This window comes from Flaviaesturariibacter aridisoli, assembly GCF_004343705.1.
In the GTDB taxonomy this organism is placed as follows: domain Bacteria; phylum Bacteroidota; class Bacteroidia; order Chitinophagales; family Chitinophagaceae; genus Flavisolibacter; species Flavisolibacter aridisoli.
In genome coordinates this window covers 17,141-37,856 of sequence record NZ_SKFH01000034.1, presented here as the reverse complement: position 1 = coordinate 37,856, position 20,716 = coordinate 17,141, and the positions used below count along the sequence as shown (strand labels likewise).

Genomic DNA, 20,716 nt, shown 5'->3' with positions numbered 1-20,716 from the left:
TGGCAGGTCCTTGTTACCAATTAACCAATCAACCAATTAACTATTCAACGAAAAAAGGCCCGCAGGGCAAGCGTATGGAGATTTTGATCATAGATGACGAGCCCCGGAACATCTTCGCGCTGCGCGCGGTGCTTCAGTCGAAAGGCTACAAGGTGCAGGCGGCGGCTTCGGCGCCGGAAGGCCTGGAGCGGCTGCGCAGCGGAACGGCCATCGGCGTGGTGTTGCTCGACATGATGATGCCCGAAATGGACGGCACCGAGGCGCTGGCGCAGATCCGCGCCGACAGGCGCCTGCGGGAGCTGCCGGTGATCGCCGTGACCGCACAGGCAATGGCCGGTGACCGCGAGCGCATGCTCGAGGCCGGCGCCGACGAATACATCTCCAAACCGGTGGATGTGGACCGCCTCTTCAGCCTGCTGCAGCAATTCCAAATAAAGGGAGCTTAGCATTTGCACCCGGCCATGCGCCACCTGCAAAACACCAACTCCAAACTCCAAACTTCCCTATGATACGTGATGCCGAACTGGACCTGTTGCTGAACGACCTGCTGGAAAAATACGGCTACGATTTTTCCGAGTACGCGCGTGCATCGCTGAAGCGGCGCGTGGCCCGGCTCTTTTCGCTCGACCGATTTCCTTCCTTTGCCGAGTTCCGCTACCGCCTGCGTTCCGACGATGCTTACTTCCGCCGCTTCGTGGAAGAGGTGACCGTCAACGTGACCGAGATGTTCCGCGACCCGGCCTTTTACCGCGCGCTACGCAGCGAGGTGCTCAATGTGCTGGCCACCTACCCGCTCATCCGCGTGTGGCATGCCGGCTGCGCCACCGGAGAGGAAGTATATTCGATGGCCATCCTGTTAAAGGAAGCGGGCCTGCTGCACAAATCCTTGCTTTACGCTACCGACCTCAACCCCGACGCGCTCGAGCGGGCACGCAAAGGGATCTACCCGTTGGCGCATATGAAAACGCATTCCGAAAATTACGTGCAGTCGGGTGGGGTGCAGGATTTTTCGCAATACTATACCGCGCGCTACGACTACGCCTCCTTCGATCGCGAGCTGTCGAGCAAGATGATCTTCGCCACCCACAACCTCGTGTCGGACCGTTCGTTCAACGAATTTCAGCTCATCCTCTGCCGAAACGTGATGATCTACTTCGACCGGCCGCTGCAGGAGCGGGTGCTGCAGTTGTTCCACCAAAGCCTGGAGCCGCTGGGCTTCCTCTGCCTGGGCAGCAAAGAGAACCTGCGCTTTTCGGCGGTGGCACAGCATTTTACGGTATGGAATAAAGAAAAGATATGGCGCAAGACAGGCGCGTAAAACTGGTGGTAATCGGCGGCTCGGCGGGAAGCCTCGAGGTGCTGCTGCAGGTTCTTCCGTTCCTGCGGCCTGGCCTGGCCTATGCGCTGGTGATCGTGGTGCACCGGAAAAGCGCCGAGTCGATGCTGGCCGAGCTGCTGGCGAGCCGCACGCGCCTGCCCGTGAAAGAAGCCGAGGACAAGGAGCCCCTGCTGTCGGGCACCGTTTACCTCGCGCCCGCCGATTACCACACGCTACTCGAAAGCAACGGCAGCCTCTCGCTCGATTGCTCCGAAAAAGTGAACTGGAGCCGCCCGAGCATCGACGTCACTTTTGAAACCGCCGCCGACGTGTACGGCGAAACGCTGGTGGGCCTGCTGCTGTCGGGCGCCAACCACGACGGTGTTGTGGGGCTGGGGCGCATTGCCGCTAACGGCGGGCAGGTGTGGGTGCAGGATCCGGCTACGGCGCAGGTGGCCTACATGCCGCAGGGCGCCCTGAACGAACTACCGGTGGACCGCGTACTGCGACCCGAAGAAATGGCCGATGCGCTCAACGCGCTCTAGCCGGTCGCTGGCGGTCAGGAAAGCGGGAAGCTGATACAGATGGAGCAGCCCATGTTCGGTGCGCTGGTCATTTCCATTTCTCCCTTGAATACTTCGATGCGGTTCTTCATGTTGTGCAGGCCAAGACCCCTCCGTGCCTGCTGCAGGTCGAAGCCGACGCCGTTGTCGGCGATGCAGATGCGCAGCCGCTCGCTCTCCCCGCGGATATCGATGCTGACCTTGCTTGCCCGGGCATGCTTGACGATGTTGTTCAGCTGCTCCTGTAAGATGCGGTACACCGTCAGCTGCAGGCCGTTCTCGATGCGTTCTTCCGCTATGTCGAAGGAAAAATGGACCGTAAAGAGGTGCAACGTGCGGTACTGCCCGATCAGTTCATCCAGGGTGGCGCGCAGGCCGATGTCGTACAGTACCGGTGTCACGAGGGCCTTCGAAAGGTTACGGATCTCGGTGATGGCGCGCTGCAGGAGGCCTGCACTTTTCGAAACATAGTCGGCCTGCTGCGTGGGGTAATAGCCGATGTTTTCGATATAGAGCTTTGCGGTGGTGAGGATCTGGTTGACGTTGTCGTGCAGCTCCTTGCCGATCTCGCTGCGTTCTTTTTCTTGCGTGTTGATGATGGTGCGGGCGATCTCTTTCTGCACCGTGATCTTTTCTTCCAGCACCTTGCGCTCGAGGGCAAGCTTATCCGTCACGTCGTTGGCGTTGACGAGCACGTGGTAACCATTGTCGAGGTAGATGCCGTGCGTGGTGAGCTCCACGGCGATGACGCTGCCGTCTTTGGTCTGGTGGCGCGAGAGGTTCTGCATCCTGCCCGCGGGCATGAAGTCGCTGAAAAGGAACTGTCGTACGCGTTCGCGCTCCGACGGTGGCTGCAGGTCGATCACGGTCATGGAAAGAAACTCCTCGCGGCTGAAGCCGTAATGGTCGATGGCAGCGTCGTTCACCTCTACGAAGCGCAGGTCTTCGCGGCGGAAGATCCATTTTGGCTCGGGGCTCTGGTAAAAAAGAAGGCGGTATTTTTCTTCGGACAGCCGGATGGCTTCTTCGCTTACCGTGCGCTGCGTTACGTCGTGCACGGCACCGATCATCCGGAGCGGGCGTCCCGAAGCGTCCCGTATAATTACGGCCCGGTCCTGCAGGTACAGCAGCGAGCCGTCGGCATGAAAAAAACGGTATTGGTCTTCCCAGAGCGCCTGGCCGGGGTCGCGCACGGCGGCGAGTTGCTTGCGGAGTACGCGGTCGCGGTCGTCAGGGTGCAGGTTTTCGAGCCAGAGTTCACTGACGTGCCGCGTCGGCAATTCGAATCCGAGCAGGCGGGTAAACGACTGGTTGATGTAGATCTCGTTCGTTTCCAGATTCCAGTCCCAGAGCACGTCACTGGTGGCCTGCGATACAAACTGGTAGCGCTCGTAAAGTTCCTTGTACTGCCGCTCACTTTCAATGAGGCGGCGCGTCTTTTCAACGCGGTCGGTGGCGTCGTGGATAAAGCCGAAGGTGCCGGCGGGCTGCCCGTTCTGAAACCGCGGCACCAGCGTTACCTGCGCCAGCTTGCGCCCGGAGGGAGTGTTGAATGCCACGTACCCCGTATCCGGACAGCCTTCCAGAGCGCCCGTTAGTAGGTGTACGGCCGTCGCGCGCTCGCCCTCTTCGGCCAGGCCGGGAAACCAGGTACCGTTGACCACCGCTTCGGCGCAACCAAAAAACTCGGTCATCAGGTCGTTGCACATAACGATGCGTCCCTGTTCATCGGTTTGGAAAAAAACGCGTTGACGGGGGAGGGCAATGAGTGCTTCGGTATCCTGGATCATGTGCTGCAGCATGCAAAGAGCCCTGGGGCTTTGGGTAGAGACCGCGAAAGTTACCGATTAATGAATTAACCGGTTAACTCATTAATCGGTTCATCGCTATTTGTACGCCTGCTCGTGCACGCTCTTTACGGCGCGGCCCGAAGGGTCGTTCATTTTCTTGAATGCCTCGTCCCACTCCAGCGCGATGGCGGTGCTGCAGGCTACGGAAGGCTCCGAAGGAACGCAGCGGGCGGCCTCGTCGCCGGGGAAATGCTCGGCGAAAATGCTGCGGTAGTAATATTCTTCTTTCGAGCGCGGCGTATTCACCGGGAAGCGGAAGGCGGCATTGGCGAGCTGCTCATCGGTGACGCCTTCCGCCGTCACTTTTTTCAGCGTGTCGATCCAGCTGTAACCTACACCATCGGAGAATTGCTCCTTCTGGCGCCAGGTCACTTCGGCCGGCAGGTAGTCTTCAAAGGCCTTGCGAAGGATCCACTTCTCGATCTTGCCGTTGCCGCTCATCTTGTCTTTCGGGTTGCAGCGCATCGCTACGTCCATGAACTCCTTGTCGAGGAAGGGCACGCGTCCTTCCACGCCCCAGGCCGCCAGCGACTTGTTGGCGCGCAGGCAGTCGTACTGGTGCAGCTTGCCCAGCTTGCGCACGGTTTCTTCGTGAAAGGCCTTGGCGTCGGGCGCCTTGTGGAAATACAGGTAGCCGCCGAACAGCTCGTCGGAGCCTTCGCCGGTAAGCACCATCTTCACCCCCATCGACTTGATGACGCGGGCCAGCAGGTACATCGGGGTGGAGGCGCGGATCGTGGTGACGTCGTAGGTCTCGATGTGGTAGATGACATCGCGGATGGCGTCGAGGCCTTCCTGGATGGTGAAGTGCACTTCGTGGTGCACGGTGCCGATATGGTCGGCCACCTTCCGGGCGGCCACGAGGTCGGGTGCATCTTTGAGGCCCACGGCAAAGGAGTGGAGCTGCGGCCACCAGGCGTCTTTCAGGTCTTCGGTCTCCACGCGACGGGCAGCGAATTTTTTGGCGATCGCCGAGATCACCGAAGAATCGAGGCCGCCGGAAAGCAGCACACCATACGGTACGTCCGACATGAGCTGGCGGTGCACCGCTTCCTCCAGCGCTTTTTTCACCGCTTGTATATCGGTCACCGCTTCTTTCACGGCATCGTAATCGGTCCACTCGCGCTGGTACCATGTTACCGGCGTGCCGGTGCGGCTGTCGAGGAAGTGGCCGGGGGGGAATTCCTGGATTTTCGTGCACACGCCGGCAAGGGCTTTGAGCTCGGAGGCGACATAGAAAGTGCCCCATTCGTCCCAGCCCATATACAGCGGGATGATGCCCATATGGTCGCGGGCGATGAGGTACGTATCGTCGTTGTGGTTGTAGAGGGCGAAAGCGAAAATGCCGTTGAGGTCTTCGAGGAAGTCCGTGCCTTTTTCCGCGTACAGCGCCAGGATCACTTCACAGTCGGACTGCGTCTGGAACGTGTACGGCTGCCGAAGGTTCTTCTTGAGCTCGCGGTGGTTGTAGATCTCGCCATTGACGGCGAGTGCCAGCGACCCGTCGGGGCTGAACAGTGGCTGCTTTCCCGAAGCAGGGTCCACGATGGAGAGCCGCTCGTGTACGAGGATCGATTTCTCGCACACGAAGATCCCTGACCAGTCGGGGCCGCGGTGCCGCTGGCGGCGCGACATATTGAGGGCCTGCGGGCGCAGGTCGTCTGCTTTCTTTTTCAGGTCAAAGACCCCTACGATTCCACACATACTTGTTCTGTTTGGGTATATAAAAAGAATGCTTGCCCAGGCATTGGGACAAGCATCGTATGGCAACGAATATAACAAAAATGGCTGATGCCTGATGTAGGTTGTCTGATGCCTTTTTAAACGGAAAAAGGATCGATGGGCGATCCTTTCAAAAATATCAGGCATCCGAGATCAGCCATTCTCCAGGATCAGCCGGTCGATCGCGATGGCGGTGACCAGCATCACGCGGCGTTCTTCGGGCGACATCGACTCGCGGCTGAGCTCGATGTAGTAGGTGTTCTTGCCGCGGGTGTCGCCGGGCGTGGTTTTGGGATCGAATTCGCGGATGCTGCCGAAGCTATGGTAGTCGCGGTCGATGATGGCCATGTCCCAGCTGCTCTGGCTGCCGGTCACCTCGCCGATCTTTTTGCCTTCGGCGTTGAAGACCTTCAGGCGCGGCTTGCGCGAGCGGTATTTGTGTTTCAGGAACCCGATCACTTCGTTGCGGCTGTCGATCACTTCGGTGCGCGATACCAGGAGCGTCCATCCCCGGCGGATGGCGGCCACGGGGCGGCCCTGGCGGTCGGTCACCTGGAAGCGGAAGGGCAGTACGGACGATTTGAGAAAGATGCGCAAGAAGTGGCCCGCCAACGATACGCGCTGGACGAGGCTGCCCAGGCGCTGGCCGGAGCCGTCCCAGATGCCGAATTCGTTGCGGGAGCGCAGGCGGCTGCGGCGTTCTTCCACATAAAAGGCGTTGCCGGCGAAAAAGGCGTCAGCGCCGGTTCCCGTCCATTCATTCGTAGCCGTTGCCAACATAAGGTTCAGTCTTTGCGGTAAGATGCAAAAATAATCCTAAATGCGGCCGTTTATTCGGCTTAATGGCGCAGATCCTCGGCCAGCAGCTGCTGCTGCACCTTATCGATGAGCTCGTTGAAGTCGAAGGGCTTCGGCAGGAAATCGTCCGCGGCTTCGCGGCAGTCGTTCCAGGAATCGTCGCCCGACATGAGGATGACACGCAGGTCGCGGGTATCGGCGTCGGCGCGCAGGCGCGCGCAAAAGGCACGTCCGTCCTCGTCGCCCAGGCCTACATCGAGCAGCACCAGCGCCGGCTGGTGCGTGCGGATCTTGCGTTCCGCTTCGGCGGCCGAGCGCGCCAGGAAGGTTTCATAGCCCTGGCCTTTCAGGATGATCTGGGTGACCAACAGGAGGTCTTCGTTGTCGTCAACGAGGAGGATCTTGGGGTTCATAGGCGCGAGTGTTGTCTGGCCGCACTTGGCAAAAAAAGGGCCATTCTTCGGCTGCGCTCGGAACGACAAAAGAAATGGCGTTGCGATAGGCGCGAAAGAAGGCGGATTTTGTATGATGGATAGCATAACGCAACTATACTTTCGTAGGGCACCGGGGCCGGTACCGCCGTGGGCGCGGGTTTTTTCGCTCACATACGATTCACGAATCTTTAACGCGGCCGCCGCTCCGGCAAATGGTCCGTCCTCAGAAGCTTAAGGAGCAAATACATCCATGTCGTAGGTATGCCCGCTTTCCGGGGACGGTTTTTCGCACGGATTAGTATCTTGGCCGGGGCTATCGCTGCTCCCGTAAAAAGAACCGCATGAACCCGAACGTTGATTTCTATTTCGAAAAAGCCGGCCGCTGGCAAAAGGAAACGGAATACCTGCGGAAGCTGGTGCTCAGCTGCGGGCTCCAGGAAGAGCTGAAGTGGGGCTGCCCCTGCTACACACAAGACGGCCGCAACATCGTGCTCATCCACCATTTCAAGGAGTACTGCGCGCTGCTGCTGTTCCAGGGCGCGCTGCTTAAAGACGAGGAAGGCCTGCTGGTGCAGCAAACGGCCAACGTGCAGGCGGCGCGACAGCTGCGCTTTACCAGCCTGGTGGACGTGCGGGCGCGGCAGGCAGCTGTGAAAGCCTATGTTTTCGAAGCCATCGAGGTAGAGCGGGCAGGCCTGCGCGTGCCGCTGAAAAAGACAACGGAATTTCCGATGGCCGAGGAGTTTCAGCAGGAGCTCGCCGGCGACGCCGCCCTGAAGGCCGCCTTCGAAGCCCTCACGCCCGGGCGGCAACGGGCCTACCTGCTCCATTTTTCGTCAGCCAAGCAGCCGAAGACACGCGCGGCCCGCGTGGCACAATGCCGCCCGGCCATCCTGGAAGGCAAAGGACTAAACGACTAAATCCCCCCGGCTATGAAACCGCACCGCAACACCTTGTCCAACGAGGAGGCACAGGCACTGCTCCGGACGCTGCAGCTCCGCTTTGAAAAGAACAAAAAACGTCACCCGGGGCTCCACTGGGCCGCGGTGCAGGAGCGCCTGGCGGCGGCGCCCGGCAAACTCTGGTCGCTCCAGCAAATGGAAGAAACAGGCGGAGAGCCCGACGTCATCGGGACAGAGCCGGAAACAGGCGCGATCCGTTTTGCCGATTGCGCCGCCGAAAGTCCCAAGGGACGGCGCAGCCTCTGCTACGACCGGCAGGCACTGGACGAACGCAAGGAGCACAAGCCCGCCGACAGCGCCCTCGAGGTGGCCGCGGCCATGGGCATCGAACTGCTCGACGAAGCCGGCTACCGGGACCTGCAGCGGCTCGGTCCCTTCGACCAGAAGACCTCGAGCTGGATCCGCACACCCGTAGAAATACGGAAGCTCGGCGGCGCCCTCTTCTGCGACTACCGCTACGGGCACGTGTTCGTATACCACAACGGCGCTTCCTCGTATTATGCCGTCCGCGGTTTTCGCGGGGCGCTCACCGTATAAATGCGGCTACACGAGATGAAAGGGCTGCTCTAACCGGGGGTAGCCTTTGTTTTTTTAAAATGCCCATAAAATCTACGCGATGGCCTCGCCGGAAGTGTGGGCAACAAATATGGGAGGCACCCCGCCCCATTGGTCTAAATGGGGAAATAAGAACAGGAGTTCCGGCACTGCTTTATTAAAAGCTTCTAATCTTGAGGTTTACTCCTGTTTGCGGGCATCGGTAATCGAGGCGCTTCCACACAATGTCCCATTTTAGCATCCTTTTTGCATTTTGGTTCCCACTTGTGGTGACAGGTCATCGGCGACCCCTATGGGCCTGTATTGATTCCGTGCTGCTAACCTGTAAAACCTGATCTATGATCCGACTTATACCTACGTTACCTCCGACTGAATAAGCGCATTGGCGCCCACTCATCTGAACCTTCCTCGTCTTTTTGCTAAACAACCCCCCAAACCGCCCCGATTATGTGCCGGCAAAACCCCTTTATGCGAATGGGTATCAGCAGCCTTTTGTGCCTGCTGCTGCTTTTCTGTTCCTCCCTTTCCGCGGAGGCCCAATACAGTTTCTCGTCCAGCGGACTGAAGCTGAACGGTGCCACCGTTTACAATCCTACGTCTATCCAGTTCGGCCCCGACAACCGCCTGTACATCGCGGAGCAGGCCGGCTTTATCCGTATTTATACGGTGCGGCGCAACGGCCCGAACGACTACTCGGTGACCGGCTTTGAAACGATCACGCTGGTCAACGCGATCCCGAACCACGATGACGACGGTACCCTGAACAGCGGCATCACCCACCGCCAGATCACGGGCATCCTGCTGCGCGGTACCGCCGCCAATCCCGTCATCTACGTAAGCTCCAGCGATAGCCGCATCGGCGGGCCGAGCGGAGAGACCAACCTGGATACCAATTCGGGCATGGTTTCCATGCTTACCTGGAACGGTACCGCCTGGGTGAAGATCGACCTCGTGCGCGGCCTGCCCCGCTCGGAGGAAAACCACTCCGTGAACGGCATGCAGCTCGACGATGCGACCAACACGTTGTTTCTCGCTGTGGGCGGGCACACCAATGCCGGCTCGCCGTCCACGAATTTCAACTTCACAACGGAGTACGCACTTTCGGCCGCCATTCTTTCCGTCAAGCTGAACACGATCCTGGCCCTGCCCACCAAAGGCAGTGGCAATACGGCTTACAAGTATGATCTCCCCACGCTCGACGACCCCACGCGGCCCAACAACCCCGACGGTACGGACCTGAACGATCCCTTCGGTGGCAACGACGGCCTCAACCAGGCGATGCTCGTTGCGGGCGGCCCCGTGCAGATCTATTCTTCCGGCTACCGCAACCCCTACGACCTGGTGCTCACGAAGGCGCGTAAGCTGTATACGATCGACAACGGCGCCAACCAGGGCTGGGGCGGCTATCCCGCCGGTGAAGGCACAGCTAACGTTACCAACGACTATGTGCCCGGCGAGCCTGGCTCCACGAGCGGCACGCCCACGCAGGCGCTGGTGAACAACCTCGACAACTTTCATTACATCGGCCAGATCGATAGCTATACACCGGGCAGCTTCTACGCCGGACATCCCGCGCCCATCCGGGCCAACCCCGCCGGTGCCGGCCTGTATACCCACGACGGCAGCACCGGAATTTTCCGCAGCAGCAAGACCGGTCCCAACCCGCTGCCGGCCAACTGGCCGCCGGTGCCCGTAAGCATGGCCGACCCGCGCCAGGGCGATTTTAAAATGCCGGGCACGGAAGACGGCTCGCCCCTGACGTTCAGCTCGTCTACGAACGGGATCACGGAATACACGGCTTCCAACTTTGGTGGTGCCCTGAAAGGCGCACTGCTGGCGGCGGAATACAACGGCTCCATCGCGCTCATCAAGCTGACCGCCGACGGCACGGGCGTGACCAACGCAAAGAACCCGACCACGAAACTCGACCAGGAGCCGCCCTTCGCTTCCAACTTCGGCGCTACGCCGCTCGACCTCATTGCGCAGGGTGATAACGATATTTTCCCCGGCACCGTCTGGGCTATCACCTACGGCGCCCACGAAGTGACCATCTTCGAGCCGCAGGATATTGCCAATTGCACCGGTGCCAATAACAATACCGACGAAGACGGCGACGGCTTTACCAACGCCGACGAGATCGCCAACGGTACCAGTCCCTGTTCGGGTTCGAGCAAGCCGGCGGACAACGACGGCGATCATATCTCGGACCTCAACGATCCGGATGACGACAACGACGGCATCAACGACAAGCTCGATGCCTTCGCCATCGACGCCGACAACGGCCGCAGCACAACGCTGCCCGTTGCATACAACCTGTTTAACAACGACCCGGGTACGGGCTTCTTCGGCCTGGGCTTCACCGGCCTCATGAGCAACCGCGACAGCGTCTACACGCGCTTGTTCGATGCCGACAACCTCATCGCCGGCGGCGCCGTGGGCGCCTTCTCGGTGGTAGACGTGCCAACCGGTGACGCGCTGGGCAGCGAGAACAAACAGCAGAACGGCTTCCAGTTGGGCGTGCAGACGAACGGCCTGCCTTTCACGCTCCGATCCCGGATGACCGGACCCTTCTTTAACAACCAAACACCGCAGGGCGGACAATCGCAGGGCATCTTCCTCGGCAACGGCGACCAGGACAACTACCTGAAGATCGTGCTGAATGCCAACGGCGGCGTTGGCGGTATCCAGGTCGTGTATGAAAATGGTGGCGTGGTCACGAGCAGCCAGTATGCGATCAGCGGTGGCATCCCGGCATCGCAGCTTGACCTTTTTTTGAAATTCAATCCCGCCAACAACACGGTGCAGGCCGCCTATGCTTCCGGCAGCGGCGGTGCGGTGACCAACGTCGGAGCGCCGATCGTGGTGAGCGGCGCCGTATTGAGCGCATTGAAAGGGACTTCGGTGCTGGCCGTCGGCATCATCTCCACCTCGAAAGGCGGACCGGTATTCACCGCTACGTGGGATTATATCTACCTCACGGCCGATGCCGTGGCTTCTGCCGGCAACTGGCAAACCATAACACCGGCATCGGGCACCTTTACCGGCCGGGAAGAGAACGCTTATGTGCAGGCAGGCGATAAATTCTACCTCGTTGGCGGCCGTGGCAACAAGCCCGTGCAGGAATACAACCCCGTAACGAAAGCATGGGTGGACAAGGCCTACCAACCGCTGGAGCTGCACCACTTCCAGGCCCTGACGCTCGACGGGCTCGTGTACGTGGTGGGCGCCTTCACCGGCTCGTACCCGCACGAAACGCCGGTTTCGAATATTTACCTGTTCAACCCGGTGTCGAACAAGTGGCTGACGGGCCCCGTCATCCCGCAGGCCCGCCGCCGCGGTGCCGGCGGTGCGGTGACGTACAACGGCAAGGTCTACCTCGTAGGCGGCATCACCGACGGCCACTGGGCCGGCTGGGTGAAGTGGTTCGATGAATACGACCCCGCCACCAACACCTGGCGCACGCTTCCCGATGCACCGCATGCCCGCGATCACGTGCAGGTGTCGGTGCTGAACGGCAAGCTGTATGTAGCCGGCGGCCGCCGCTCCTCCGCATCTACGGGCCAGGATTTCGATTTTACCGTGCCTGAAGTGGATGTATACGATTTCGCTACCGGCGCCTGGACCACCTTGCCCGCAAGCAGCAACCTACCGACGCCGCGCTCCGGTGCCGCGAACGTAGTGCTGGGCAACGAGCTCATCGTGATCGGCGGCGAAAGCGCAACGCAGACCGCAGCCCATGCCGGGACTGAAGCACTCGACGTAACGACCAACACCTGGCGCACGCTCGACAACCTCGTGGAAGGACGTCACGGCACGCAGGCCATCGCCAGCAACGGCGGCATCTTCATCGCCACCGGCGCGGGCAACCGCGGCGGCACGCCAATCCTCGGCACACAGGAAGCATTCTATTTCTACGCGCCAACGACGCCGGGCGGCACAACGCTCACGCAAAGCACCTTGTCGGCGCCCACGACGCTCAACTTCGGGACGGCCCCGCTGAACAATCCCAATACGCAAACCCTCGTGCTGACCAACGGCAACGGCAACCAGGCGATCGTGGTGTCTTCCATCACGGTATCCGGTGCAGGCGCCTTTGCCTACAGCGCGCCCTCGACACTTCCGTTCATCATCCCCGCCGGCAAGTCGGTAACGATCAACGTTACCTTCAAGCCGACGGCCGCAGGCAGTCATACGGCCAACCTCGTGGTGGCGCATTCCGGCCAGGGTGGCACACTTACCACGGTTCTTAACGGCACGGGCAGCACCATAGCTTACCGCATCAACGCCGGCGGCGACGCCGTGACCAACAGCATCGGCACGTTCAGCGCCGACCAGTATTTCTACCCCGCGCCGGGCTCCACGCTCAGCGTTACCAACGCCATCAGCAATACAACCGACGACGCTATCTACCAATCGGAGCGCTACGGCCGTGAGTTCGACTACAACTTCCCCTTAGCCAACGGCCCGTACAAGGTGGTGCTGCACTTCGCAGAGCTGTATTGGACTACTGCCGGCAGCCGCATCTTCGATGTGTCGCTGGAAGGCGTGAAGAAACTCGATAACTACGACATCGTGGCGAAGACCGGCAGCGCCTTTACGGCCACCTCCGAAAGCTTCGTGGTGACGGTCAACGACGGTACGCTGAATATCCACTTCAGCGCGCTCACTGAAGATGGCGGCAAAGACAACGCGAAAGTGTCGGCCATTGAGATCCTGAGCTCCAACATCGCAAACGAGCCGCCGGTGAGCGACGCCGGTCCGGACAAGACCATTACCCTGCCCACAAACTCGGTCGTGCTCAACGGCTCAGGTGCCGACGCGGGCGGAACCATCGCATCGTATAAATGGACACAGACAGGAGGCCCCAACACGGCCACCTTCAGCAGCCAGACCGCAGCGGCGCCCACTGTCAGCGGGCTCGTGCAGGGCACCTACGTATTTGCGCTCGTGGTGACCGATAACGAAGGCGCTACAAGCGCCGCCGACCCGGTGAGCGTAACGGTAAACGCCGCCGCCCCGCCGGCCACGTCCGCCATCCGCATCAATTCCGGCGGTCCGCAGCTGACGACGGGCATTGGCAGCTTCTCGGCAGACCAGTATTATTACAGCGGCACCGTTGCGCAAACGAGCGCGGCCATCGCCGGCACGACCGACGACGCGCTGTATCAAACGGAGCATTGGGGCGGATCGTTTGCCTACAATATTCCTGTGAGCAACGGCCAGTACAAAGTAGTGCTGCATTTTGCCGAATTCACCTACACCACGGTCGGCCGCCGCATCTTCGACGTGTCGCTGGAAGGGGTGAAGAAGCTCGACAACTACGACATCATGGCCAAGGTGGGCGCCTATACCGCCACCACCGAATCCTTTACCGTGAGCGTAACCGACGGCACCCTTAATGTGGCCTTCAGCTCGCTGCCGGCCGATGGTGGCAAGAACTACGCGAAAGTGTCGGCCATCGAAGTGCTCCCGGTAACCAGCACAAATGCGGCCCCGGTGGCCGATGCGGGCGCCGACAAGGCGATCACGCTGCCCACCAATTCAGTGCTGCTCAACGGCTCGGGCACGGATGCCGACGGCACGATCGCTACCTACAACTGGAGCCAGGTGAGCGGCCCTAACACGGCTTCGTTCAGCAGCCGTACCGTAGCGGCGCCCACCGTGAGCGGGCTGGTGCAAGGCACCTACGTGTTTGCCCTCGTGGTGGGCGATAACGGTGGTGCCATCAGTACGGCCGACCAGGTACGTGTGACCGTGAATGCGGCCCCGACGAGTGGCGGGTCTACCTACCGCATCAACGCGGGCGGCGGCCAGCTCAGCGCGGGCATCGGCACTTTCAGCGCCGACAACTACTACTCCGATTCGCCGGGCGGCGGCACCTACAGCAACAGCAACGCTATCGCCGGCACGACCGATGATGCCCTCTACCAGACCGAACGCTGGGGTTACAACTTCGGCTATGCCTTCCCCGTTCCCAGCGGGCAATACAAGGTGGTGCTCCACTTTGCGGAGATGTACTGGACCACTGCCGGCAGCCGCGTGTTCGACGTGTCGATCGAGGGTGCGAAGAAACTGGACAACTACGACATCGTGGCGAAGGTCGGCACCCTGACCGCGACCACAGAAACCTTCACGGTAAGCGTGACCGACGGCCTGCTCAACATCGACTTCTCCTCGCTTGCTGTGGATGGCGGCGTTGACAATGCGAAAGTGTCGGCCATTGAGATCCTGCCGGTAACGAGCACCAATGCCAACCGTGCCCCGATCTCGAATGCAGGCGCCGACCAGGTCATTACGTTGCCCACGAGCTCCACGACGCTGCTGGGTTCCGCCAAGGATGTAGACGGTACCGTAGCGTCCTACCGTTGGGCGCAGGTAAGTGGCCCCAACAGTGCCACCTTCAGCAACGCCAACATGCACAAGCCCGTGGTCAGTGGGTTGGTGGCCGGCACCTATGTGTTCGCGCTCACAGCTACCGACAACCTGGGAGCAACCGGTGCGCCCGATAATATGACCGTGACGGTGAACCCGCCCGCGGTGACCGCTACGGGCCGCGGCTTCGATGGACAGGCGCTGACCGGTGCCGCAAGCCCTGAGGCGAAGAAGCCCGGTACTATTTCGTTGACGGGCGCTGCTGCTTTCAGCGTGAAGGCGTATCCCAACCCCAGCAACGGCGGCCGCATCTTCGTGCAGTTCCCGGAGCCCCTGCAGGGAACGATCAGCTGGACGCTGTACTCCGCTGCGGGCGAACGGATGGCGGGCGCGCAGCAACCGCTGCCCTACGCCACCACCGAACTGCCGCTCGACTTCAGCAAATACGGCCTGCCGCAAGGTGTCTACTACCTCGAAATAGTATCGGGCAGCCGCAGGAAGACGATCCGAATACTGTTTTCCGGCCGTTGAGTAGGGTAAATCCAACGTTGCAGGAAGCAAAAGGGCCACTCCATAAGGAGGGCCCTTTTCTATTTTTTTTAAAAAAAACACACTCTTTTTTCAAACACATGAGCGGGTGGCTGCTCATGTGTTTTGTATTTCAGCATCCTTTTTGCGGCTTTCTTTCCGATCTCGATGCTGACCCAGGACAACCGATGACTTGTTGAACGACAAGTGCCGACATGGATGGCCCGGACACATTCGACCTGATGCCCTCCCCCACATAGACAAACGATGGAACGGCTGCGCCGTGCAGCACCCTAATGCCTTTTTGCTAACCAACACCTAAATCGTGAACTATGTGCAGGCAAGACCATCCTAACAGATCCAGCGTCAAAACCTTATCCTTCCTGCTGCTCCTGTTGCTACTTTCCTTCGCGCCGCATGCGCAGTACAGCTTTTCCTCCAGTGGCCTCAAGCTGAACGGCGCCACGCTGTTCAACCCGACTTCTATCCAGTTTGGTCCGGATGGCCGGCTTTACATTTCCGAGCAAGCCGGCTTTATCCGCATCTTCACCGTGCAACGCATCGGTTCCAATAACTATTCGGTCACTTCCTTCCAAACCATCACACTGGTGAAGTCGATCCCGAACCACAACGACGACGGAACACCCAACAGCTCCGTCACCGAACGCCAGATCACGGGCATCCTGCTGCGCGGTACCGCAGCGAATCCCGTCATTTATGTGAGCTCCAGCGATAGCCGCATCGGCGGACCGAGCGGAGAGACCAACCTCGATACCAACTCGGGCATTATTTCGATGCTTACCTGGAACGGTAGCGCCTGGGTCAAGCTCGACCTCGTGCGCGGCCTGCCCCGCTCGGAGGAAAACCACTCCGTGAACGGCATGCAGCTCGATGATGCGACCAACACGTTGTTTCTCGCTGTGGGCGGGCACACCAATGCCGGGTCGCCGTCAACGAATTTCAACTTCACGACCGAGTATGCGCTTTCGGCCGCCATTCTTTCCATCAAGCTGAATACGATCATGGCGATGACCACGAAGGGCAGCGGGAACAATACGTATAAATACGACCTGCCCACGCTTGATGACCCGACGCGGACCAACAACCCGGATGGCAGCGATCCGAACGATCCCTTCGGTGGCAACGACGGTCTCAACCAGGCGATGCTCGTTGCGGGCGGCCCCGTGCAGATCTACTCGCCCGGCTACCGTAATGCGTATGACCTCGTGCTGACGAAGTCCCGTCGCCTGTACACCGTCGACAATGGCGCGAACCAGGGCTGGGGCGGCTATCCCGCAGGCGAAGGCACGGCCAACGTCACCAACAACTATGTGCCCGGCGAGCCGGGCTCCACGACCGGAACCTCTACGCAGGCAGTGGTGAACAACCTCGACAACCTGCACTATATCGGCAATATCGACACCTATACGCCGGGCAGCTTTTACGGCGGGCACCCTTGCCCCGTGCGCGCCAACCCGACGGGCGCGGGCCTCTATTCGCACAACGGCACCACCGGCGTGTTCCGTACCAGCAAGACCGGTCCCAACCCGCTGCCGGCCAACTGGCCGCCGGTGCCCGTAAGTATGGCCGATGTGCGGCAGGGCGATTTTAAAATGCCCGGCAATGAAGACGGCGCGCTGCTCACTTTCAGCTCGTCGACCAATGGCATTACGGAATACACGGCCTCCAACTTCGGCGGCGCGCTGAAAGGCTTCCTGCTGGCGGCGGAATATGACGGCTCCATCGCGCTCATCAAGCTCACCGCCGACGGCACGGGCGTGACCAACACGAAGAACGCCACCTCGAAACTCAACCTGGACGCACCTTTCGCGTCTAACTTCGGCGCCACGCCGCTCGACCTCGTGGCGCAGGGCGACAATGATCCCTTTCCCGGGAGCGTCTGGGCGATCACCTATGGCGCCGATGCCGTGACCATTTTCGAGCCGCAGGATTTCCTCACCTGCACCGGCGCCAACAACAATTCCGACGAAGACGGCGACGGTTACACCAACGCCGACGAGATCGCCAATGGCACCAACCCCTGCTCGGGCTCAAGCAGGCCCGCCGACAACGACGGCGATCATATCTCGGACCTCAACGATCCGGACGACGACAACGACGGCGTCAACGACAAGCTCGACGCCTTCGCCATCGATGCCAGCAACGGCAGTACGCGCACGCTGCCCGTGACCTACAACCTGTTCAACAACGACCCGGGCACGGGCTTCTTCGGCCTGGGCTTCACCGGCCTCATGAGCAACAGGGACAGCGACTATCTCAGGTTGTACAACAAAGACAATCTGATTGCGGGGGGCGCCGTTGGGGCCTTCTCCATCGTGAACGTTCCTTCGGGTGACGCACTGGGTAGTGAAAACAAGCAACAGAACGGCTTCCAGTTTGGCGTGCGTACGAACGGCGTGCCCTTCACCCTGCGCGGCCGCATGACCGGCCCCTTCTTCAACAATGCGACGCCGCAAGGGGCGCAGTCGCAGGGGATATACCTGGGCAATGGCGACCAGGACAACTACCTGAAGATCGTGCTGAACGCCAACGGCGGCACGGGCGGTATCCAGGTGGTATATGAGAATGCCGGCGTCGCCTCCAGCAGCCAGTATGCGATCAGCGGCGGCATCCCGGGATCCTCCATCGATCTCTTGCTGCAATTCAATCCAAACAGCAACAGCGTGCAGGCTGCCTATGCCGTAAACGGCGGATCGGTGTCCAACATCGGCACCCCCGTAGTAGTGAGCGGCGCTGTGCTGAATGCGCTGAAAGGAACGACCGTGCTCGCCGTCGGCATCATCTCCACCTCGAAAGGTGGCTCTCCGTTTACCGCTACCTGGGACTATCTCTACGTGAACGCCGACGCTGTTACGGCAACGGGCGGCTGGCAGCTGCTCACCCCGGCCACGGGCAACTTTAACCCCCGCGAGGAGAATGCGTACGTGCAGGCCGGCAACAAGTTTTACTTATTGGGCGGGCGCGGAAACAAGCCCGTTCAGGAATACAATCCTGCAACGAAAGCCTGGGTGGACAAGGCCAGCCAGCCGTTGGAGCTGCACCACTTCCAGGCACTGAGCTGGCAGGGGCTGATCTACGTTGTGGGAGCCTTTACCGGTGCTTACCCGCACGAAACGCCGGTGGCCAACCTGTATATCTACAATCCCGCTTCCAATGCCTGGTTCACCGGCGCCACGATACCGCAGGCACGGCGGCGCGGCGCGGGCGGCGCGGTTGTATTCAACAACAAGATCTACCTCGTAGGCGGCATCACCGATGGCCACTGGGCCGGCTGGGTGAAGTGGTTCGACGAATACGACCCGGCCACCAACACCTGGCGCACGCTTCCCGATGCGCCACGCGAGCGCGACCATGTGCAGGTAGTGGTTGTCAACAATAAACTGTACGTAGCCGGTGGCCGACGCTCCTCGGCGGCTACCGGGCAGGATTTAGACTTTGCCGTAGCGCAGGTAGACGTGTTTGATTTCAACAGCAATACCTGGTCTACGCTTCCGGCGGGCAGCAACCTGCCGACGTTGCGCTCGGGCGCCAGCAACGTGGTGCTGGGCAATGAGCTGATCGTGATCGGTGGCGAAAGCGCCGCGCAAACCGCTGCTCATGTGCAGACCGAAGCGCTGAACGTTTCCACCGGTACCTGGCGCACACTCGCCAACCTGCAGCAAGGAAGGCATGGCACGCAGGCCATAGCCAGCAACGGCGGCATCTACACAGCTGCGGGCCCAGGCAACCGTGGCGGTACGCCCCTGTTGACAACGCAGGAAGCCTTCTACTTCTCTGGCCCCACCACACCCAGTGGCAGTGCCTTATCGCAAAGCGCGCTGACGGCACCGGCTACGCTGAGCTTCGGCTCCGTGGCGTTGAACGGAACAGGAACGCAATCGCTGGTGCTCACCAACACGACCGGCAACCAGGGCATCCTGATTTCGGCCATCAGCATCACGGGCGCTGCAGCGTTTTCTTATACCTCGCCCAACGCAGTGCCCTTTGTGCTGCCGGCAGGACAAAGCGTTACGATCAGCGTACAGTTCCGGCCGACGTCAACGGGAAGCCAGTCGGCCAGCCTCGTGGTGACGCACTCCGGTTCCAACGGCAGCAACACAACCGCGCTGAGCGGTACCGGCGGAGGTGCTGCCGCAGCATCGTACCGTATCAATGCGGGTGGTGGCGCCGTGACCAACAGCATCGGCGTTTTTGCGGCAGACAACAAATTTTCGCCCGCACCCGGCAATGTGAGCAGTACCACAACAGCAATCGCCGGCACCACAGACGATGCGATCTACCAGACGGAACGCTGGGGAAACAGCTTCGGGTATGCATTGCCGGTAGCGAATGGCCAGTATACCGTAGTGCTGCACTTCGCGGAAATCTATTGGACCACCGCGGGCAGCCGCGTGTTCGACGTGATGATCGAAGGCGTGAAGAAGCTCGATAACTACGATATCGTAGCGAAGGCCGGCGCCTTTACTGCCACCAAAGAAACGTTCACCGTGAGCGTCACCGATGGCATACTTAACATTGACTTCTCTTCGCTCACAGCCGCGGGCGGAAAGGATAATGCGAAAGTGTCGGCTATCGAGGTGCTCGCGGCTGCGCCGGCGGGCCCTGCTGTCAGCTCCTTTACACTGGTGAATGCCGCGAATGAGCAGGACATCCAGACCCTGGCCAATGGCGCCACGATCAACCTGGCCACGCTGCCCAGCCGGAGCCTGAACATCCGGGCCAACACCTCGCCGGGCACGGTAGGTAGCGTCGTTTTTTCGCTGAGCGGATCGCAAACGCGCAATGCGACGGAAACAGCGGCACCCTATGCGCTCTTCGGCGACAATGCCGGCAATTACAACGCATGGACGCCGGCACCCGGTTCCTACACGCTGCAGGCAACACCGTTTACTGGCCCGGGCGGTTCAGGTACGGGTGGCGCGGCGCTCACCCTGAACTTCTCGGTGGTGGACCAGGCGACGACGACGGTAACGGCGCGCAGCAGTGCTTCCGGTACTGGCAAAGAGGTGTCCGTGGCAGATGACCTCGAGCTGCAGGTATACCCGAATCCATCCAGCACGCGATGGGTGTTCGTTCAATTTTCCGAACCGCTGCAGGGTGAACTTTCTTACGCCCTCTATACCGGCGCCGGCGACCGGATGCTGGTGGAGAAACAGGTGTTGTCCAACGCGACCTCGCTACTGGAGCTGGACTTCAGCCGGTATGACCTGGCCAACGGTGTCTACTACCTCGAGCTGAACGCCGGTGCCCGCCGGAAGACCGTCCAGCTCCTGTTTACCGGGCGCTGACCGGCGTACTTGAGTACGTATAACGACAATGCAATAGGAGCCGGATGTAAATGCCGGAAAGGTGTCGCCCAGGGACACCTTTTTCATGGAGGGGCAGAAGGGATGTTCCGGCCGCGCGGGAATCCTGTGAACGTGCATCGTTTTTTCTACAAACCCGCGCGCGGGTGGTTGACTGGAAGCTCCGCTAAAAAATTCAATCGGATTCAGAACGAAGAAGATACGGTCAATAGTAATTGTTAGCACTCTATTTGTAGTGAGATCCTTGCTGCGCGCAAGCTCCCTGCGTCGCTTCCCTCCCCCTGCAT

11 protein-coding genes are annotated in these 20,716 nt (G+C 60.3%); 7 read left to right on the top strand and 4 right to left on the bottom strand.

Annotation, left to right across the window (positions count from 1 at the left end; genetic code table 11):
• Window positions 1-74 precede the first annotated feature (74 nt).
• Genes E0486_RS15535 through E0486_RS15525 form a run of 3 tightly spaced genes read left to right on the top strand, consistent with a single transcriptional unit; the run spans window position 75 to window position 1,863 of the window.
• Window positions 75-446 (top strand): response regulator, encoded by a 372-nt coding sequence (locus tag E0486_RS15535; RefSeq protein ID WP_131853432.1) that lies wholly within the window; start codon window positions 75-77, stop codon window positions 444-446.
• Between the two features lie 59 nt (window positions 447-505).
• Window positions 506-1,318, top strand: a complete 813-nt coding sequence (locus tag E0486_RS15530; protein WP_131853430.1) for a CheR family methyltransferase — start codon at window positions 506-508, stop codon at window positions 1,316-1,318.
• Window positions 1,297-1,863, top strand: coding sequence for a chemotaxis protein CheB (locus E0486_RS15525; protein ID WP_131853428.1), 567 nt, complete (start codon window positions 1,297-1,299; stop codon window positions 1,861-1,863). Before E0486_RS15530 ends, E0486_RS15525 begins: the two co-directional genes overlap by 22 nt.
• Window positions 1,864-1,877: 14 nt before the next feature.
• Here E0486_RS15525 and E0486_RS15520 read toward each other — a convergent pair whose 3' ends face one another.
• The 4 genes from E0486_RS15520 to E0486_RS15505 form a co-directional block, all read right to left on the bottom strand.
• A complete protein-coding gene (locus E0486_RS15520) occupies window positions 1,878-3,683 on the bottom strand; it encodes a sensor histidine kinase (RefSeq protein WP_131853426.1) in 1,806 nt (601 codons plus the stop codon).
• Window positions 3,684-3,767: 84 nt separating this feature from the next.
• Window positions 3,768-5,435, bottom strand: coding sequence for an asparagine synthase B (gene asnB, locus E0486_RS15515; protein WP_131853424.1), 1,668 nt, complete (start codon window positions 5,433-5,435; stop codon window positions 3,768-3,770).
• 171 nt (window positions 5,436-5,606) lie between these two features.
• Complete coding sequence (locus E0486_RS15510; protein ID WP_131853422.1) at window positions 5,607-6,233, bottom strand: phospholipid scramblase-related protein; 627 nt, start codon at window positions 6,231-6,233, stop codon at window positions 5,607-5,609.
• A 59-nt stretch (window positions 6,234-6,292) separates the two neighbouring features.
• Window positions 6,293-6,664, bottom strand: a complete 372-nt coding sequence (locus E0486_RS15505) for a response regulator (RefSeq protein ID WP_165917367.1) — start codon at window positions 6,662-6,664, stop codon at window positions 6,293-6,295.
• Between the two features lie 362 nt (window positions 6,665-7,026).
• Here E0486_RS15505 and E0486_RS15500 point away from each other — a divergent pair, with 362 nt between their 5' ends.
• The 4 genes from E0486_RS15500 (at window position 7,027) to E0486_RS15485 (ending at window position 20,411) form a co-directional block, all read left to right on the top strand.
• On the top strand, window positions 7,027-7,605 hold the full coding sequence (locus tag E0486_RS15500; protein ID WP_131853418.1) for a YdeI/OmpD-associated family protein: 579 nt from the start codon (window positions 7,027-7,029) through the stop codon (window positions 7,603-7,605).
• 12 nt (window positions 7,606-7,617) lie between these two features.
• Window positions 7,618-8,184 carry a DUF4256 domain-containing protein gene (locus tag E0486_RS15495; RefSeq protein WP_131853416.1) on the top strand — a complete coding sequence of 189 codons (567 nt, stop codon included), beginning with the start codon at window positions 7,618-7,620 and terminating at the stop codon, window positions 8,182-8,184.
• A 492-nt stretch (window positions 8,185-8,676) separates the two neighbouring features.
• On the top strand, window positions 8,677-15,105 hold the full coding sequence (locus E0486_RS15490; protein WP_165917366.1) for a malectin domain-containing carbohydrate-binding protein: 6,429 nt from the start codon (window positions 8,677-8,679) through the stop codon (window positions 15,103-15,105).
• Window positions 15,106-15,434: 329 nt separating this feature from the next.
• Entirely contained in the window at window positions 15,435-20,411 is a 4,977-nt protein-coding gene (locus tag E0486_RS15485) for a malectin domain-containing carbohydrate-binding protein (protein ID WP_131853412.1), read from the top strand.
• Window positions 20,412-20,716: the final 305 nt, after the last annotated feature.

Excerpts from the sequence above, each read along its gene's own strand:
- E0486_RS15510 (WP_131853422.1), bottom strand. The coding sequence starts at position 6,233 with ATGTTGGCAACGGCTACGAATGAATGGACGGGAACCGGCGCTGACGCC.
- E0486_RS15535 (WP_131853432.1), top strand. The coding sequence starts at position 75 with ATGGAGATTTTGATCATAGATGACGAGCCCCGGAACATCTTCGCGCTG.
- asnB (WP_131853424.1), bottom strand. The coding sequence starts at position 5,435 with ATGTGTGGAATCGTAGGGGTCTTTGACCTGAAAAAGAAAGCAGACGAC.
- E0486_RS15530 (WP_131853430.1), top strand. The coding sequence starts at position 506 with ATGATACGTGATGCCGAACTGGACCTGTTGCTGAACGACCTGCTGGAA.
- E0486_RS15485 (WP_131853412.1), top strand. The coding sequence starts at position 15,435 with ATGTGCAGGCAAGACCATCCTAACAGATCCAGCGTCAAAACCTTATCC.
- E0486_RS15495 (WP_131853416.1), top strand. The coding sequence starts at position 7,618 with ATGAAACCGCACCGCAACACCTTGTCCAACGAGGAGGCACAGGCACTG.
- E0486_RS15520 (WP_131853426.1), bottom strand. The coding sequence starts at position 3,683 with ATGCTGCAGCACATGATCCAGGATACCGAAGCACTCATTGCCCTCCCC.
- E0486_RS15500 (WP_131853418.1), top strand. The coding sequence starts at position 7,027 with ATGAACCCGAACGTTGATTTCTATTTCGAAAAAGCCGGCCGCTGGCAA.
- E0486_RS15505 (WP_165917367.1), bottom strand. The coding sequence starts at position 6,664 with ATGAACCCCAAGATCCTCCTCGTTGACGACAACGAAGACCTCCTGTTG.
- E0486_RS15490 (WP_165917366.1), top strand. The coding sequence starts at position 8,677 with ATGGGTATCAGCAGCCTTTTGTGCCTGCTGCTGCTTTTCTGTTCCTCC.
- E0486_RS15525 (WP_131853428.1), top strand. The coding sequence starts at position 1,297 with ATGGCGCAAGACAGGCGCGTAAAACTGGTGGTAATCGGCGGCTCGGCG.